General features: G+C 50.7%; 14 protein-coding genes. 9 read left to right on the forward strand and 5 right to left on the reverse strand.

Annotated features, from left to right (window positions below; genetic code table 11):
* Positions 1-37 precede the first annotated feature (37 nt).
* Positions 38-1,294 (forward strand): type IX secretion system plug protein, encoded by a 1,257-nt coding sequence (locus ACM9J1_RS11675; RefSeq protein ID WP_462916988.1) that lies wholly within the window; start codon positions 38-40, stop codon positions 1,292-1,294.
* 78 nt (positions 1,295-1,372) lie between these two features.
* Positions 1,373-1,759 carry a Co2+/Mg2+ efflux protein ApaG gene (gene apaG, locus ACM9J1_RS11680; RefSeq protein ID WP_415582229.1) on the forward strand — a complete coding sequence of 129 codons (387 nt, stop codon included), beginning with the start codon at positions 1,373-1,375 and terminating at the stop codon, positions 1,757-1,759.
* A gap of 3 nt (positions 1,760-1,762) precedes the next feature.
* Here the strand turns inward: apaG and pdeM are convergent, their stop codons facing one another.
* From pdeM to ACM9J1_RS11700, 4 genes are all read right to left on the reverse strand, one after another.
* Positions 1,763-2,401, reverse strand: coding sequence for a ligase-associated DNA damage response endonuclease PdeM (pdeM, locus tag ACM9J1_RS11685; protein WP_415582230.1), 639 nt, complete (start codon positions 2,399-2,401; stop codon positions 1,763-1,765).
* Positions 2,398-4,860, reverse strand: a complete 2,463-nt coding sequence (locus ACM9J1_RS11690; RefSeq protein WP_415582231.1) for a ligase-associated DNA damage response DEXH box helicase — start codon at positions 4,858-4,860, stop codon at positions 2,398-2,400. Before ACM9J1_RS11690 ends, pdeM begins: the two co-directional genes overlap by 4 nt.
* 140 nt (positions 4,861-5,000) lie before the next feature.
* Positions 5,001-6,602, reverse strand: a complete 1,602-nt coding sequence (locus ACM9J1_RS11695; RefSeq protein WP_415582232.1) for an ATP-dependent DNA ligase — start codon at positions 6,600-6,602, stop codon at positions 5,001-5,003.
* A complete protein-coding gene (locus tag ACM9J1_RS11700) occupies positions 6,599-7,666 on the reverse strand; it encodes a ligase-associated DNA damage response exonuclease (protein ID WP_415582233.1) in 1,068 nt (355 codons plus the stop codon). Before ACM9J1_RS11700 ends, ACM9J1_RS11695 begins: the two co-directional genes overlap by 4 nt.
* 324 nt (positions 7,667-7,990) lie before the next feature.
* Here ACM9J1_RS11700 and pruA point away from each other — a divergent pair, with 324 nt between their 5' ends.
* Positions 7,991-9,619, forward strand: a complete 1,629-nt coding sequence (gene pruA, locus ACM9J1_RS11705; protein WP_415582234.1) for an L-glutamate gamma-semialdehyde dehydrogenase — start codon at positions 7,991-7,993, stop codon at positions 9,617-9,619.
* Between the two features lie 120 nt (positions 9,620-9,739).
* The gene (locus ACM9J1_RS11710) at positions 9,740-11,410 is read left to right on the forward strand and encodes a T9SS type A sorting domain-containing protein (RefSeq protein WP_415582235.1); all 1,671 of its coding nucleotides are present in this window, start codon (positions 9,740-9,742) and stop codon (positions 11,408-11,410) included.
* A gap of 28 nt (positions 11,411-11,438) precedes the next feature.
* Here the strand turns inward: ACM9J1_RS11710 and rsmG are convergent, their stop codons facing one another.
* Positions 11,439-12,068, reverse strand: coding sequence for a 16S rRNA (guanine(527)-N(7))-methyltransferase RsmG (rsmG, locus tag ACM9J1_RS11715; RefSeq protein WP_415582236.1), 630 nt, complete (start codon positions 12,066-12,068; stop codon positions 11,439-11,441).
* A 143-nt stretch (positions 12,069-12,211) separates the two neighbouring features.
* On the opposite strand from rsmG, the gene ACM9J1_RS11720 reads away from it, so the two are divergent.
* The 5 genes from ACM9J1_RS11720 to ACM9J1_RS11740 all read left to right on the forward strand — a co-directional run bounded on the left by ACM9J1_RS11720 (position 12,212) and on the right by ACM9J1_RS11740 (position 16,802).
* The gene (locus ACM9J1_RS11720; protein WP_415582237.1) at positions 12,212-13,309 is read left to right on the forward strand and encodes a fatty acid desaturase family protein; all 1,098 of its coding nucleotides are present in this window, start codon (positions 12,212-12,214) and stop codon (positions 13,307-13,309) included.
* Positions 13,310-13,321: 12 nt separating this feature from the next.
* The gene (locus tag ACM9J1_RS11725; RefSeq protein ID WP_415582238.1) at positions 13,322-14,509 is read left to right on the forward strand and encodes a pyridoxal phosphate-dependent aminotransferase; all 1,188 of its coding nucleotides are present in this window, start codon (positions 13,322-13,324) and stop codon (positions 14,507-14,509) included.
* A gap of 204 nt (positions 14,510-14,713) precedes the next feature.
* Positions 14,714-15,874, forward strand: coding sequence for a formate-dependent phosphoribosylglycinamide formyltransferase (gene purT / locus ACM9J1_RS11730; RefSeq protein WP_415582239.1), 1,161 nt, complete (start codon positions 14,714-14,716; stop codon positions 15,872-15,874).
* A gap of 3 nt (positions 15,875-15,877) precedes the next feature.
* On the forward strand, positions 15,878-16,222 hold the full coding sequence (locus tag ACM9J1_RS11735) for a DUF6370 family protein (protein ID WP_415582240.1): 345 nt from the start codon (positions 15,878-15,880) through the stop codon (positions 16,220-16,222).
* Between the two features lies 1 nt (position 16,223).
* Complete coding sequence (locus ACM9J1_RS11740; protein ID WP_415582241.1) at positions 16,224-16,802, forward strand: Crp/Fnr family transcriptional regulator; 579 nt, start codon at positions 16,224-16,226, stop codon at positions 16,800-16,802.
* The last annotated feature ends 91 nt before the right edge of the window (positions 16,803-16,893 follow it).

Raw genomic sequence — 16,893 nt, forward strand, 5'->3', positions numbered from 1 at the left:
GACCACCGACAATGGCCAGCGACTCAAATAACACCATATGCCCAACATGAAGCTAACGTACTTGCTATTGCTAGCGACGCTCTTTTCGGTTGCACAAAAACAAACTGAATTACAGCCGCCATTTAACATCAAGACTGTCCAATTCGTACAGAGCGGGCAAGTGACATCGCCCGTATTCCTGCTGACTGATTCTTTCCAATTTGAGTTTGACGATTTGTACGGCAACGAAGCCAATTATTATTACGAAATCGTGCACTGCAATTACGATTGGACGCCGTCTGATCTCGCCGAAGCCGAATACCTTCAAGGCTTTGACAACCAGCGCATCCAGGATTACACGAACTCGCTCACGACGTTGCAGTTGTATTCGCATTACAAATTGGCGTTCCCGAACCGTTTCACGAAATTCAAGGTTACGGGTAATTACCTGTTGAAAATCCTGAACGAAGCGCATGAAGTAGTATTCTCAAGGAAGTTCGTGTTGTATGAAGACCGCGTAAGCGTGCCATTGCAAATCAAACGTGCCCGCAGCATGGACCTCATCGAACAGAAGCAAAACCTGGATTTCGCCATCAAGTCGCAGAACATCACGTTCATTAACCCGCTTACCAATGTCAAGGTCATGCTCATCCAGAATGGCCGGCTTGACAATGTGATTACAAACGTGAAACCACAGTTCACCATAGGCAATGATTTGATTTACCGGTACGACGCGCAAACGCAATTTTGGGGCGGAAACGAATTCCGGTTCTTCGAGAACAAAGACATCCGGGCGGCCAACAACAACATCATCAAAATCGATCCGGGCAAAGACAACGGCACCTACAGCGCCTATTTGTATCGGGCCGAAGCACGCGGCAACCAGCCATACACCTTCGCCCCAGACATCAACGGCCGGTATTTGGTGAACAACATCGGAGCAACCAACAACGCCATTGAAGCCGATTACGCCTGGATTTATTTCTCGCTGTCGGCGCCGTCGCTTTTCACCAATAAAGACGTTTACATCAACGGCATGTTCAACAATTTTGCGCTGTCCGAAGAAAATAAAATGGACTACAATGCCGACAAAGGCATTTATGAAAAAGCCCTGATGATCAAGCAAGGGTTTACGAATTACCAATTCGTCGTGGCCGATAAAAAAGGCGTCGTAGATTACAAAGCCGCAGTGGACGGCAATTTCTGGCAGACCGAAAATGACTACATCGTGCTGGTGTATTACCGCGAACCCAACGGGCGTTACGACAAAGTCATTGGGCGCGGTTATGCCAATTCCGAAGGCATAACTAACTAAAATTTAACGCAAAAGGCCGCCGCCCAAACGTAATTTTCGTAAATTTGACATCGTTAACGCGATTTCCTAGAATAAACCATGGTTTCTCAAATCACGCGAGGCATAAAGATTTCCGTACAGACTAGTTTTGAAGGCACGTACTTCAAGAACTACAAAATCCATTTTGCGTTCAGTTACGAGATCACGATTGAGAACCACGGGAAAGATTCGGTGCAACTCACCTCGCGCCATTGGGACATTTACGATTCGCTCAACGAAACCGAAGCGGTTGATGGCGAAGGTGTCATCGGAAAAAAGCCCGTATTGAAACCTGGAGACAGCCACACCTACAGTTCCGGTTGCTTGCTGTCTTCTCCATTCGGCTCCATGAAGGGTTATTTCAACATGATCAACTTTACCTCTACCAAGAGTTTCCGCGTCATCGTACCTACTTTCAGGCTGAGCGCACCGTACGCACTCAACTAATCCTTATTCACAAACGGTAATCACTTCCTCGCCAGACAAGGCGTAAACGCAGTCATTGTGTTGTGGCGTAAGCACGTGCTTTCCGGTAAATTGCCCAAACGCAGGTAAAATCATCTGGTGCGGACTGTGGAAGAAACACGGCAAGGTCAATTGCTGCCGGCCTTTCCCAGTGAGTTTTACCGCCGGATGCACATGGCCGCAGAAGTTAAAAACCCGTTCGCGCTCTTTGGGATGATGCGTGAAGAGAAACTCACCCAAGGTCATTTCGTCGAAGACATGCACGCCGATGCGTTCGTAATGGTCTGGGTCGATGACATCGTGGTTGCCCGCAATCAGCAAAATCTTGCACGGGTTGCGCTTGACCCAATCCTCGAAGAGCAGCCATTCGTTGTTCATGTCGCTGTGGAATAAATCGCCGAGGAAACACACGATATCCGGTTGGAAAAACTGCTCGATGTCATTCAACATCTCAAAATTCTTCGAGGCCGATTCGAGCGGAATCGCCACACCGTTTTTCCGGAAATGCGCCACTTTGCCCAAATGGACATCGGCCACCAAAAGCATTTTTCTTGCGGTCCAGAAAATGGCACCCGACGGATGCAAAATAAATTCGTCTCCTGAAATATTCTTGGTTATGGTCATGTTTTCATGTATTGCGCGGTCATCTTTTTGATGCGTTCCGCGAGTGTTTCACTTGACAGCCTTTCGCGCAACCGGTCTGTGATGATCGGGAAGCTGAACGGCGTGGGTTTTTCACAATGTTTGACAACTATCTTCTGGTATTGTATCCGCTCCAAAGCCTTGATTAATCGGCCTTCTTCCAACTGGTGCTCAAAGGTTTCGCGATACGCCTGCTGAAACAATAAATTGTCCGGCTCATACTCCCGGAACACTTCAAAAAGCAACTGCGAACTGCTTTGCAAATGTTTCGATTTCACCACTTTTCCCGGATAACCCGTAAATACCATTCCGGCAATGACGGCGATATCGCGAAATTTGCGACGCGCCATTTCGGTGGCATTTAAACTTGCCTGCAAATCCTGATGTACGTGAATCGAGGCGAACAGGTTGTTGTCCAGCACAGATTCGATGTCGATTTCCTGGTCCGACAACAATTCAAATCCGTAATCGTTGTAGGCCAGCGAGAACGTAATCGGCGACAGCAAACTGATGCGGTACGCCAGCAAACTTGCCAAGGCTTCATGCACGAACCGGCCTTCGAACGGGTAAAAAATCGCATGGAAACCTTCGCGCGTCTTGAACATTTCAATCAGGAATTCGTCTGCGTTGGGCACGATGGATTCTTTTCTTTGCCGCCTGAAAATCGGTGCCATGGAGTTCAATTCCACCGACGGTTTTCCGGAATTCGCATCGTACAATTCCTGCCGGAGCAATTCCGACATTTGCGCCGAAAGTGCCAACCTTCCGCCGAGCCAACTCGCGTGATGCGTGGGTTTGCTTCCTTCGGCCGCCTTCACCAACACCTGCATGTTCTTGACCCGATAAAGTTCGAGTTTTTTTCCCGCAAACACAAACACGTCGCCCGGTTTTAATTTCGAGATAAACCATTCCTCGATGGAGCCAATATAACCGCCCGACAGGTATTTTACATTCATGACCGCGTCGCCGACAATCGTCCCGATCTGCATCCGGTGGTGCAAGGCCATGCGCCGGTCGTTGAGTTTATAACGACCATCGGATTCGATTTCCACTTTCTTGAATTCATCGTACGCCTGCAAGCTTTGGCTGCCTTTGGTGATGAAATTCAGCAGCCATTGCCAATCGGCACGCGTCATGGCTTGGTAGCAGAATGTCTGGCGGACTTCTTCAAATATATCATCCGGAAAAAAACCGTCCGAAACCGCGAGTGTGCCGAGATATTGCACCAAAACATCCCAACTGTTCAGGTACGGAATACGGTCTTCCACCGTGGTGTCTTTTACGGCTTTCTTAAGCGCGGAAGCTTCAATGAGTTCGATGGCATGTGTCGCCAGGAAATAAATGACGCTTTCCTTACCGGGTTGGTGTCCGCTTCGTCCGGCACGTTGCAGGAAGCGTGCAACACCTTTCGGGCCGCCAACTTGTATTACCGATTCCACCGGCGCGAAATCAACGCCCAAGTCAAGGCTAGACGTGCAAACGACGACTTTCAACTCTTCATTGCGGATGGCGTTTTCGACCCACAAACGCGTCTCGCGGCTGATGCTGCCGTGGTGCATCGCCATGTCGCCGGCCAATTCCGGGTATTTTTCGAGCAACCGTTGGAACCAGATTTCGCAGGCCGATCGCACATTGGTGAAAATGAGCGTGGTTTTGCTCTTTCGGACAATCGGCATGACTTCATCAATCAAATGCAAACCCATGTGTCCGCGCCACGGATAACTGTCCATTTTTTCCGGCAGGATTGATTTGACCGTGATTTTCTTGTCGATGTGCGCCCGGATCAACACGGAATTCCTATACGCTTCAGATTCAGGGCCGAGCAATACTTCGGCGGCCTGTTCGAGATTTCCAATCGTCGCCGAAATGCCCCAGATCCGCATCTTCGGGGCAATGGTTTTCAGTCGTGACAAGGCGAGTTCCACTTGAACGCCGCGTTTGGTGCCGAGCAGCTCGTGCCATTCATCGATGACGATGGCAGTGCAGTCCTTGAAGATTTTGTCGTAGCCTTTTGTGGCCAACAACAGTTGCAGGCTTTCGGGCGTCGTGATGAGCAAATCGGGCATCTTTTCCTTTTGCTTCGCGCGTTCGGCCGACGTCGTGTCGCCGGATCTGATGCCAACCGTCATCGGCACATTCCAATCGGTGGCGATGCGCTCGGCAGCCTGTTTGATTTCGACCGACAGCGCGCGCAACGGCGTAATCCAAATGGCCTTCAGCCCTTGTTTGTGTCTATTTTTATAATCAGGATTTTTTTGGATGTAATCGAGCACGATCGGAATCCAGAGCGCATAGGTCTTGCCGCTTCCCGTTGGCGCGTTCAACAACCCATTTTTGCCTTGTAGGAATGCCGTCCAGGTTTGCTTCTGGAACGGGAATGGTTTCCAGCTTTGCGTTTGGAACCAGTCGTCGGCGATATGGAAAAGTTGTTCGCGGGTCATTTTAACAAAGGTTACGGGTTTACCGCATGTTTAATTTCTTACGTTTTTGTAAGGGATAATCTTGCCCCTTCCCTGAAGGTAACTTACGATTTTACAGTATACTGTCGCTACGGGAAAACCGCACTTTTCAGTTTTTTATATCAGCTTATTAATGCCTTCAAATCCTCAATCGAATTCGCTTCCTCAATATTTTTATCCGTCCGCCAGCGCAAAATACGTGGAAAGCGCGTGGCGATGCCGCTTTTGTGGCGTTTCGAGAATGAAATCCCTTCGAACCCAATCTCGAACACCAGCTTTGGAACGACACTGCGCACCGGCCCGAATTTCTCCACCGTGTTTTTCTTGATGTAGTCGTCCACCATCCGGAATTCTGCGTCGGTCAACCCGGAATAGGCTTTGGCGAACGTGACCAATTCCCGGCTGCCGTCGGCGTTTTGTTGCCATAATGCAAACGTGTAATCGGTGAATAAATTAGACCGCCGCCCATGGCCGCGCATGGCGTAAGTCAGTACCGCATCAATCGAAAGCGGATCGACTTTCCATTTCCACCAATCGCCTTTTTTACGCCCAACCTGGTATGGAGACGACTTGCGTTTGAGCATCAAGCCTTCACTGCCCAGTTCGCGGGAACGTTCGCGCTCGGTGGTAAATTTATCCCAGCTTTCAAATGAAAAACGTTCAGACAAATGCAATGGCAAACTTTTATCTTTGACCGACTCCAGTAAATTTTCCAGCAAATCACGCCTTTCCTCAAAGGCTTTCTCGCGGATGTCTTCGCCATTCCATTCCAGTAAATCATACGCCTTGATAATAACGGGCGTATTTTTTAACACTGCTGCCGAAATGGTCTTGCGCCCGATGCGCGTCTGCAGGTCGTTGAAAGTTCCGATTTTTCCTTCGACCATCGGCAGGATTTCTCCGTCGATGACCGTACCGTCTGGAATGACGCCAATCAATGCGGAAAACTCCGGGTATTTGTCGGTGACGAGTTCTTCGCCGCGGCTCCAAACATACAACTGCCCGTTGCGGACGATGGTTTGCGAACGGATGCCGTCCCATTTGTGTTCGCCGCTCCACTCGGCTGGATTGCCCAAGTCTGAAATGGTGTTTTCAATTTGGTACGCCAGATAAAACGGATATGGCCGCGAGAGCGAATCTTCGTTGGTTTCGGCGCGGATGAGTTCATCGAAGGTGATTTTGTCTGGGTTCCAATCGCCCATTAAGCGAAAAGCCAGCAAGTCTTCGTCGATATTTTCGGCCTTGGACAACGCTCGCGTCATTAATTTCTGGCTGACGCCGATGCGGAAACTTCCGGTGATGAGCTTGGTGAATACGAAACGCTCGTAATAGTTCAGGGCCAGCCAGTTCTCGTGTAAGTAAGCGCGTTTTTCATCATCGGTTTTCTTTTTCAGGGCAATGATTTCCCGCAGGAATTCGGTCAGCGTTTTCTCGGTATGTTCCTTTGTGGTCGGGATGACCAGTGCAATGGTTTCGGCCAGATCGCCGACGATGTGGTACGATTCCTCAAAAAGCCACAGCGGGATTCCGGCCAGTTCATTGGCCCACAACCGTAGCAAAGTCGTATTCACGGGGCGCGGCGGCCGGCGGTGAGACAACAGCGCAATCGTCCAAACTTTGTCGGAATCACCAGCCGTGAGGAAATATTCCGTCAGGGCATCGACCTTGACCGATGTCTTGTTGGAGCTGTCGAGCGCTTTGATGAGTTGGGCGAAGTGCTTCATGGCTTGAGGAATGATTTAATCCCGTCCGGTTCTTCCTCCGCCACATTGTCCTCGGCGGTTTTTGCCCCGGAAACTTCGGCCGATTCGCCTTCGTATTGTGTATTTGCCGTTCGTGCATCGTACCCGAGTTCGCGCAGATAGCGTGAGAAAATATCTGAGTAACCGTGTGTGGCGATGATTTTATGGGCGCCGGTGGCCTTTATGCTTTCGAGCAAACCCTGCCAATCACAATGGTCGCTGAGCACGAAGCCGCGGTCTATGGCGCGGCGGGCACGGGCACCGCGAAACGCCATCCAGCCGCTGGCCGTTCCGGTGACAAACGGGGTCATTTTTCGGAGCCATACCGTGCCGTGTGCGCTGGGTGGCGCAATGACCATACTGCCGAGCAATTCTTCTTTTTTGGTTTCGGGTGTGATGCGTGTGGTTTCCGGCAAACTGGCGAGCGGTCGGATGATTTCGGTCATGTTCTCGACGGCGCCATGTGTAAAAATCTGCCCAATGGACGAATCCAAATGTTTCAAGATGCGTTGCGCCTTGCCGAGCGTGTAACCAAACAATATGGATGTTTGGCCATTGGCTTTGTTGTTGGCCCACCAGGTATTGATGTCGTCAAAGGTTTCGGACTGCGGCAGCCACTTGAAGGCAGGCAACCCGAACGTGCATTCGGTGATGAAAGTGTGGCAACGGATGGGCTCGAAGGGCACGGAAATCCCGTCGTCTTCGGTTTTGTAGTCGCCGGTGAATACCCAGATTTCACCTTTGTATTCCACGCGTACCTGCGCACTCCCGATGATGTGCCCGGCCGGGTGCAACGAGAATTTTACGCCATTAATGGTAAACATTTCGCCCCAGTCTTTCCCGGTGACGGAAATGTCGCCCAAGCGGTGCCTGATGATGGGCACGTTCGTGTGGTGCGTGATGTAATTTTTGTGACCCCAACGCGCATGATCTGAATGGCCGTGCGTGATGATGGCTTTGTCTACGGGCCGCCACGGATCGAGATAGACATCTGCCTGCTGGCAATAAATGCCTTTGTCGTTGAATACAAGTAGCGGGATTTTCATGGTTTGGTTTGCTTAAAGTTACAAAGCGCGGCCCGGACGCCAAAATGCTTTTGGAATAAGTTTAACTTTTGTTGATTAAGCACGCTGGGTATCATTTATTTGAAAGTTCCTTTGTACTTTTGTGCTGCTTTTGGCACGCCGCCCGCGTTAGGGATGGCAGCGTAAATCCTTTTCCCGGTTCTCGATACACGCCTTTGCAGGCGCACTCGAACGGGAAAAGATTGCAGCGCACAGCCCGACGGCGGCCTGACTATATTTATTACCGGCAAAAAGCGGTTTCGGCCGCCGGAACGCCCAAAACAATAACAACATAATTTTAAAAATATGCTCAAAGGATTTTTCAACGTACCGACTGCGGTGAATGAACCGGTAAAAACGTATAAACCGGGTTCGCCTGAAAAAGAAGCGGTACTGGCCGAATACAAAAGGATGTGGAACGAGAAAATCGATATGCCGTTGTACATTGGCGCCGAGGAAGTGCGCACCGGAAACTTGCGTGAAATGCGTCCGCCGCACGACCACCAACATGTGGTTGGACATTACCATAAAGCCGAGAAAAAACACGTAGAGCAAGCCATTGCGGCTGCTTTGTCGGCGAAAAACGATTGGGAAAACCTGCCTTGGGAACAACGCGCCGGGATTTTCCTGAAAGCGGCCGAACTCATCGCCGGACCGTACCGCGCGAAAATGAACGCGGCCACCATGATTGCACAATCGAAGAATATTTTCCAGGCCGAAATCGACGCGGCGTGTGAGCTGATTGACTTTTTACGCTACAACGTGGAGTTCATGACGCAGATTTACCAAGACCAGCCGAAGTCGACGTCGGATATGTGGAACCGCACCGAATACCGGCCACTCGAAGGTTTCGTATATGCCGTGACGCCGTTCAACTTTACCGCGATTGCCGGGAATTTGCCGTCGTGCGCGGCCTTGATGGGCAACACCGTGGTTTGGAAACCCGCCGATACACAGGCGTTTTCTGCGAAAGTCATCATTGACGTATTCAAGGAAGCTGGTTTGCCCGATGGTGTAATCAACGTCGTGATGGGCGACGCGGCGATGATTTCTGAAACCGTATATGCAAGCCCTGATTTTGCCGGCATCCATTTTACCGGATCGACGGGCGTGTTCAAGGATATTTTCCGCCACATCGGCGCGAACATCGACGTGTACAAAACCTACCCGCGCATCGTGGGCGAAACCGGCGGCAAGGACTTCATCGTGGCGCATCCGAGCGCAAACGTCAGGCAAGTCGTGACGGGAATCGTGCGCGGCGCGTTTGAATTCCAAGGACAGAAATGTTCGGCGGCGTCGCGAGCGTATTTGCCGAAGAGTTTGTGGCCGGCCATTAAAGAAGAATTAATGAAAGATATGGCGACCTTGAAAATGGGTTCGCCGGAGGATTTTTCTAACTTCATTACGGCGGTCATCCACGAGAACTCCTTTGACAAATTGGCTTCGTATATCGAGCAGGCGAAGAAAGACGCCGATGCAGAAATTATTGCCGGCGGCGGTTATGACAAATCGAAAGGCTGGTTCATTGAGCCGACGGTAATTGTTACGACCAACCCGAAGTACAAAACGATGGAAACCGAACTCTTCGGCCCGATCATCACGATTTATATTTACGAGGACAAAGACTGGAAATCAATGCTGGATTTGGTGGATACGACGTCACCGTACGCCTTGACCGGAGCGATTTTCGCGCGTGAGCGTTACGCCATCAATGAAGCGACACACGCCCTGCGCAATGCCGCCGGAAACTTCTACATCAATGACAAACCGACGGGAGCCGTCGTGGGCATGCAACCGTTTGGCGGCGCACGCGGTTCGGGAACGAATGACAAAGCCGGTTCGGCGCAAAACCTTTTGCGTTGGGTATCGCCGCGAACCATCAAGGAAACGTTTGTGACGCCTGCAGACTATCGTTATCCGTTTTTGGGCGAATAGCAGCAATACATCGATATGAATATAACCCAGGCCATTCGTCTGGGTTTTTTTGTGGGCGGTACGCGGGTTTCGTATATATCTGGGAATGAAAATTTTGTATATTCGGCAAAACTTTCTCGCATGAAAAAAATTACCCTTTCTTTTTTGTTGGCGGTTGCTGTTGCAGGCTTTGCACAAAACCGTCCTAACTATACAGGCACGACGCTTCGGCCCACAGCGGTCCAGAACGTGAATGCCATACAATCGATTACGGCCACAATTCCGTATCAGGGTTACGGTGAAACACAAGCATTCCTCGGGCAAGGAGAATATGAGATTTTTCTCGACAACACCAACGGTGTGTTCGACAAACCGATTGTGTTGCTCGATGGTTTCGACCCGAACGATGGCCGCACGATTCCTGCCATTTACGGCTTGCTCACGTATGGCATCGGGCAAAACCTTGCCGACGATTTGCGCAATCAGGGTTACGACGTCGTCATCCTGAATTTCCCGAATTATACGCGACCAGCCGACAATGCCCTCGTAAGCGGCGGGTCGGACTTCATCCAGCGCAACGCCATGGTGCTCGTGGAATTGCTCAACCAAATCAATGCGCAAAAAGTCGGCACGGAAAAGAACGTCGTGATTGGGCCAAGTATGGGCGGATTGATTGCCCGTTACGGCCTGCGTTACATGGAAATGAACAGCTTGACGCACGACACACGATTGTATATTTCTTTCGACGCACCGCACAAAGGCGCGAACATCCCAATTGGTTTCCAGCACTTGTTCAACTATATGGCTTATGGCCCACTGGGCGACGCAACGGTTCAGGTCTTGACCGATGCGATGCTGAAAAGTACGGCTTCCCGCCAGATGCTGATCGACCAATTCGAAGGCCATCTGCAGACCGGCAGCACGACGGAATTCAACAATGCCGTACAATTGCCAACGGGCGCACCGAATTACCGCAATGCGTTCCAGGGCGAACTCGACGCGATGGGCTTTCCACAAAACGTACGCAACGTCGCAATTTCCAATGGTGCCGGAAACGGTTCAACGAACGGCACGCCTGGGCAGGTGGTCATGGATCATACATTCAACGTGACTTCAACCCAACGCGCCATCATCAACCTGAATTTTACGCCGGTGGCCAACCAAAGCATCCAGGTAAGCCGCTTCCGGGGTCAGGCATTCGTTTTTGTGTGGCTGACTGTTTATGAAAGTCTGGCCAATTCCACATCACCAAGTTACACCGACGGGCTCGATTCGGCTCCGGGCGGCAAGTTCGACATCACGTCTTTGGCTGGCGCGGCGGGCAGCAACGCCTTGCTGACGGAATTTTTCGATAACCTCAACATCAATTATTTCGATTTCATCCCAACGCACAGCTCGCTGGCTGTCTCTGGTACGCAAAATCTCTATTCGCCTGTGACCGATGTGAGCATCACACCGTTTGATGCGTATTACGTTCCGACGGCAAACGAAAACCACGTCACCTTGACTGCCGGCAATATGGCATTCGCGTTGAACGAAATCCTGAACCCTGTTTTGGCGACGCCCGAGACGGCGATTTCGGGACTACAGGTGCAAAATCCTGTTGGAAATGTGCTGAGCCTGTATTCGACCAGGGAAATCAGTCAAGCGTCTTTGGCTGTCGTAGATGTGACCGGGAAAACCGTGTTCAGCCAAGCCGAGGTTTCCATCTCGGGACAAATGGACATTCCCGTATCATTGCCTCCGGGCGTTTATTTCCTGCGGGTGAACAATGCCGAAGGAAGCATCACGAAGAAAATTGTAAAGAACTAACAAAAAAGTCCCGTTTAGCGGGACTTTTTTATGGTTTGTATTTTAGCGGCAAGTGCACGACTTTCTTGGTTTCGAAAAAATCGTCCTTGAAAAAATCTGAAATGTTGTATTGCGTTGCTTTCGGGAAGTCTTTGAGTTCTTCGGACAAATCACCGCCTTTCAAGTAGAGAATGCCGTTGGGCAGGGCATGTTGCTGCGCTTTCTTGATTCTGTCGCGCACCCAGGAAACAAAATCGGGCATGTTGGTCACGGCGCGGCTGACGATGAAGTCAAAATCGCCTTTCACGTTTTCGGCGCGCAATTGTTCGGCCTTGACATTCTTGAGCCCGAGTGCTTCGGCCACCGCTTTGACCACGGTGATTTTTTTACCGATGACATCAATCAGGTAAAACTTCGCTTCCGGAAACAAGATCGCGAGCGGAATGCCCGGAAAACCGCCGCCGGTTCCCACATCAAGGATTTGCGCGCCCGGCCCGAACGGCTGGACGTTCGCAATCGCCAAAGAGTGCAAAACGTGGCGCGTGTAGAGTTCGTCTATGTCTTTGCGGGAAATGACGTTGATCTTGGCGTTCCAGTCCTGATACAATGCATACAGCTTTTCGAACTGCTGCTGCTGCAACTCGGTCAGGTCTGGGAAATGGTTTAAAATGTCGTTCATATTACGGTTTGGCTTGGCATCAGACGGCCACGTGCCGACGACCACTTTTTTGACAAAAGTAACATTTTCCTGTTGAAACATTTTGACTATTTTGGCGTTAGCATAGTCATATATTGGTTACATTTGTGCCAGAATTTTCACCTATGAGTACCACCATACCTACATTCTCAAAGCAGGACAGCCTCAAATTTTTCCGGACGCTGAATTCCCGCGTAAATGCTTACTTCAAAGACAACAACATCAAAAAAACCGGCAACTGGAAAATACACCTCAAGACGGTTGTTTTGTTCAGTATCTTTTTGACGCCTTATTTCATCATCCTTGCGCTCGACATGCCGTTCTGGTTGCAATTGCTCTTGAACATCGTCATTGGCGTGGGCATGGCCGGCATCGGGATGAACGTCATGCACGACGGCAACCACGGCTCCTATTCCACCAAGTCTTGGGTCAATAAAATCATGGGCGGCACCATTTACATCTTGGCCGGAAACGTGTACAATTGGCAGGTGCAGCACAACGTCTTGCACCACACTTACACCAACATCCACGGGCATGACGAGGATCTTGAAGCCGGAAAAATTATCCGCTTCACCAAAGACGCAGAGTGGCACCGTTTCCACAAATTCCAGCATTATTATTCGGTTTTCCTGTATGGTCTGCTGACCTTCAACTGGGCGCTCACAACGGATTTCCGCCAGATGCGCAGCTACCTCAAACGCAAACTGTCGTACGGTGAGGCCAAATCACCCAAAATCCTCTGGACGACACTGATCATTACGAAGATGATCTATGCATTTCTATGGATTGCGCTTCCCATCATTGTTGGTGTTGCCTGGTGGAAAGTGCTAATCGGTTTCTTCGTAATGCATTACACCGCTGGCCTAATCTTGAGCATCGTGTTCCAATTGGCGCACGTTGTGGAGGAAACAGAAAATCCAGTTCCAGACGAAAACGGGGAAATGGCCAACACTTGGGCCGTGCATCAGTTGTACACCACCGCGAATTTTGCCCCGAAGAACAAAATCGTGAACTGGTTCACTGGCGGGCTCAACCACCAGATTGAGCACCATTTGTTCCCGAACATCAGCCACGTCCATTACAGCAAGATTTCCGATATCATCAAGCAAACCGCAAAAGAATGTAATTTGCCTTACCACGAGTTCAAAACCATGCGCAGCGCAGTTGCGGCGCACTTCCGCCATTTGAAGGAACTCGGGATGAAACCGGCCATGACGGCGTAAAACAACACCGAAATGAATCATCTGTTATCAGATAGGATCAACAACTTATCGACGTCGCAAACCTTGGCCATGGCCGCATTGGCGCGCGAACTCAAAGCGCAGGGCAAAGACATCATCAGCCTGAGCTTGGGCGAACCCGATTTCAACACGCCCGATTTCGTCAAGGAAGCCGCCAAGAAAGCCATCGACGAAAATTACAGCACGTACACGCCCGTTGACGGTTATCTTGAATTAAAGGAAGCCATCTGCCGCAAATTCAAGCGCGACAACAACCTCGAATACAAACCCGCGAATGTCGTGGTTTCCACCGGGGCAAAACAATCGCTTTACAACATCGCACAAGTCATGCTCAACGACGGCGATGAAGTGATCTTGCCCGCGCCATACTGGGTTTCGTATTACGAAATCATCAAACTCTCTGGCGGCGTTCCTGTCGTGGTTGAGACTTCAGTCGATTCCGATTTCAAGATTACGCCCGAACAACTCGAGAAAGCCATCACGCCCAAAACCAAGATGATGTGGTTTTCATCGCCGTGCAACCCAAGCGGCTCCGTATACAACCGCGAAGAGTTGACGGCATTGGGCAAAGTGCTCGACAAACACCCGAACATTTACATTGTTTCCGACGAAATCTACGAGCACATCAATTTTTCAGGAAACTTCTGCAGTATTGGTTCCATTCCCGGACTGTTCGAACGCACCATTACCGTAAACGGCGTCGCCAAGGCATTTGCCATGACCGGCTGGCGCATCGGCTATATCGGCGCGCCAGAGTTCATCGCCAAAGCCTGTACGAAAATGCAAGGCCAAGTGACCAGCGGCGCCAACAGTATTGCACAACGCGCCACCATTGCCGCCGTTGATGCCGATCCTTCGGTTTTGAACGATATGGTGAAAGCCTTCCACAACCGCCGCGATTTGGTCGTAAAACTCATGCAGGAAATCCCGGGCATCAAACTCAACGTACCCGAAGGCGCGTTTTACGTTTTTCCGGATGTATCGTCGTTTTTCGGCAAGACGCTCCGCGGCAAAACCATCAACACCGCCGACGAATTGGCCATGTATTTACTATCCGAAGCCAACGTCGCTACCGTGACCGGTGAAGCCTTTGGAAACGCCAACTGCCTGCGCCTGTCGTACGCCACCAGCGAAGCCTTGCTCACCGAGGCCATCAAAAGAATCAAGGAAGCTCTGGCGTAGATTACATTGAAATGAAAAAAAAGCCACGAATTCGCGAATAACAAAAAATTCGTGGATTCGTGTTTTTTTTGGGCGTTGCGCAAGCGCCGCGCTTTCCGCTCTTATCTTTTTTTCGCGCACTCAAAAAAGGATAGCCGCTGCAATCGCTAACGCAGCCGATCACCCAGAACAAACAACAACTAGCAACTATAAACTAGCAACCAAATGAAAATCCTTCTTCTCGGCTCCGGCGAACTCGGCAAGGAATTCGTTATCGCCGCACAGCGCATCGGCCAGACCGTAATAGCCGTCGATTCTTATGAAAATGCACCGGCCATGCAGGTCGCACACGGGTTCGAAGTCATCAACATGCTCGACGGAAACGCGCTCGATGCAGTCGTGTCCAAACACCAACCCGACTACATCGTCCCGGAAATCGAGGCCATTCGCACCGAACGCTTTTACGACTACGAAAAACAAGGCATCACGGTCGTACCGTCGGCCAAAGCGGCCAACTTCACCATGAACCGCAAAGCCATCCGCGACCTGGCAGCCAAAGAGCTGGGCCTGAAAACCGCCAATTACCTTTACGCAACATCGGCCGAAGAACTCCGGAAAGGCGTCGAAGCCGTGGGCATGCCGTGCGTGGTCAAACCGCTCATGTCGTCGTCAGGGAAAGGACAATCCACGATTAAGACCGAAAGCGACATCGAAAAAGCCTGGCAGTACGCCGTCGAAGGTTCGCGTGGCGACGTTGTGGAAGTCATCGTGGAAGCCTTCGTCAAGTTCAATTCCGAAATCACCTTGCTCACCGTGACGCAACGAAACGGAAATACCTTGTTCTGTGCGCCCATCGGCCACCGGCAGGAACGCGGCGACTATCAGGAAAGCTGGCAACCGGCAAACGTCTCGGACAAAGATTTACAAGAAGCGCAAAACATGGCGCGAAAGGTCACCGAAGCACTCGGTGGCGCGGGTTTGTTTGGCGTGGAGTTTTTCTTGGCCGATGACGGCGTTTATTTCTCCGAATTGTCTCCACGGCCGCACGACACCGGAATGGTCACGCTCTCGGGCACGCAAAATTTCAATGAATTTGAATTGCACCTGCGCGCCGTCCTCGGGTTGCCGATTGCTGAAATAACATTGGAAAAAGCAGGCGCCAGTGCGGTAATCCTAGCTTCCGCAGATTCACAAAACCCTACCTATTCCGGCATCGAAAAAATTGCTTCGCTGTCAAACGTTGATTTCCGTATATTTGGAAAACCGACCTCGCGGCCTTACCGCCGCATGGGCGTGGCACTGGCCAAAGCGCCATTGGAAACACCAGTGGAAGAGGTCGTGCAAACGGCAGTTTCGGCTGCCCAATCAGTAACCGTTAACCCTTAGGAAATGAAAAAAATTATTCTCTTTTTGGCATTGGTTTTTTCAGCGTCGATGGCTGCGCAAGACATGACACGCCCCGAACCGCCGAGGGCGAAAGTCGTGGACGTGGCTTGCGGCCAATGCCAGTTTAAAATGGATGGCAAAGGCTGTACGCTGGCGGTGATGCTCGACGGCAAACCTTACTTCGTTGAAGGCGTCACGCTAGACCAGCAAGGCGACGCGCACGCACACGATGGCATGTGCAATGCTGTCCGCCAGGCCGAAGTGCAAGGCGAGCTTGTTGGCGACAAATTCAAAGCGACTTCATTTAAATTGCTGCCTGCAACCGATAAAGGCAAAAAGAAAAAATAAGTTGAACCTGTTCCTGCAGAACATCGCCAAACACGTATCGCTGACACCGTCTGAACAAGAGCAAGTGATGGCGTTGGTGACCGTACAAACCTACAAAGCGAAAACCGTACTGCTCAAGGCCGGCGATGTTTGCAGCGTATCGTATTTTGTCCATAGCGGCATTTTGCGAAGCTACTCCATCGACCAGAACGGCGTGGAGCACGTGGTCAGTTTTGCGTGCGCCAATTGGTTCATCGCAGACATGTACAGTTTTATCTCGGGCCGACCGGGCAACCTCTATATTGAAGTAGTCGAAGACGCCGAAGTCACGGAAATCACGCGCGAAAATCAAGAGAAAATGTACGATCAAGTGCCCAAGATGGAACGGTTTTTCAGGATTTTGATTGGCAACTCACTGGTGGCCAACCAACAACGCCTGCTCGACAATTTATCGTTTACGGCTGAAGCGCGCTATGACAAATTCCTGCAAAAGTTTGGCAATTTGGCGCACCGCGTACCGCAGAAACACATTGCTTCCTATTTGGGCGTCACACCGGAATTCTTCAGCGCCATGAAAGCGCGGATGCTGAAAAGGTCTTGAAACAGCGTATATTTTTCCAGACAGCATTACCAATCCTGCCATTTCTTAATCTACATTAACAGCCGCAAGTGGATTGCTGCCATAACTTTGC

The organism is Flavobacterium longum (genome assembly GCF_965137575.1).
Taxonomy (GTDB): domain Bacteria; phylum Bacteroidota; class Bacteroidia; order Flavobacteriales; family Flavobacteriaceae; genus Flavobacterium; species Flavobacterium longum.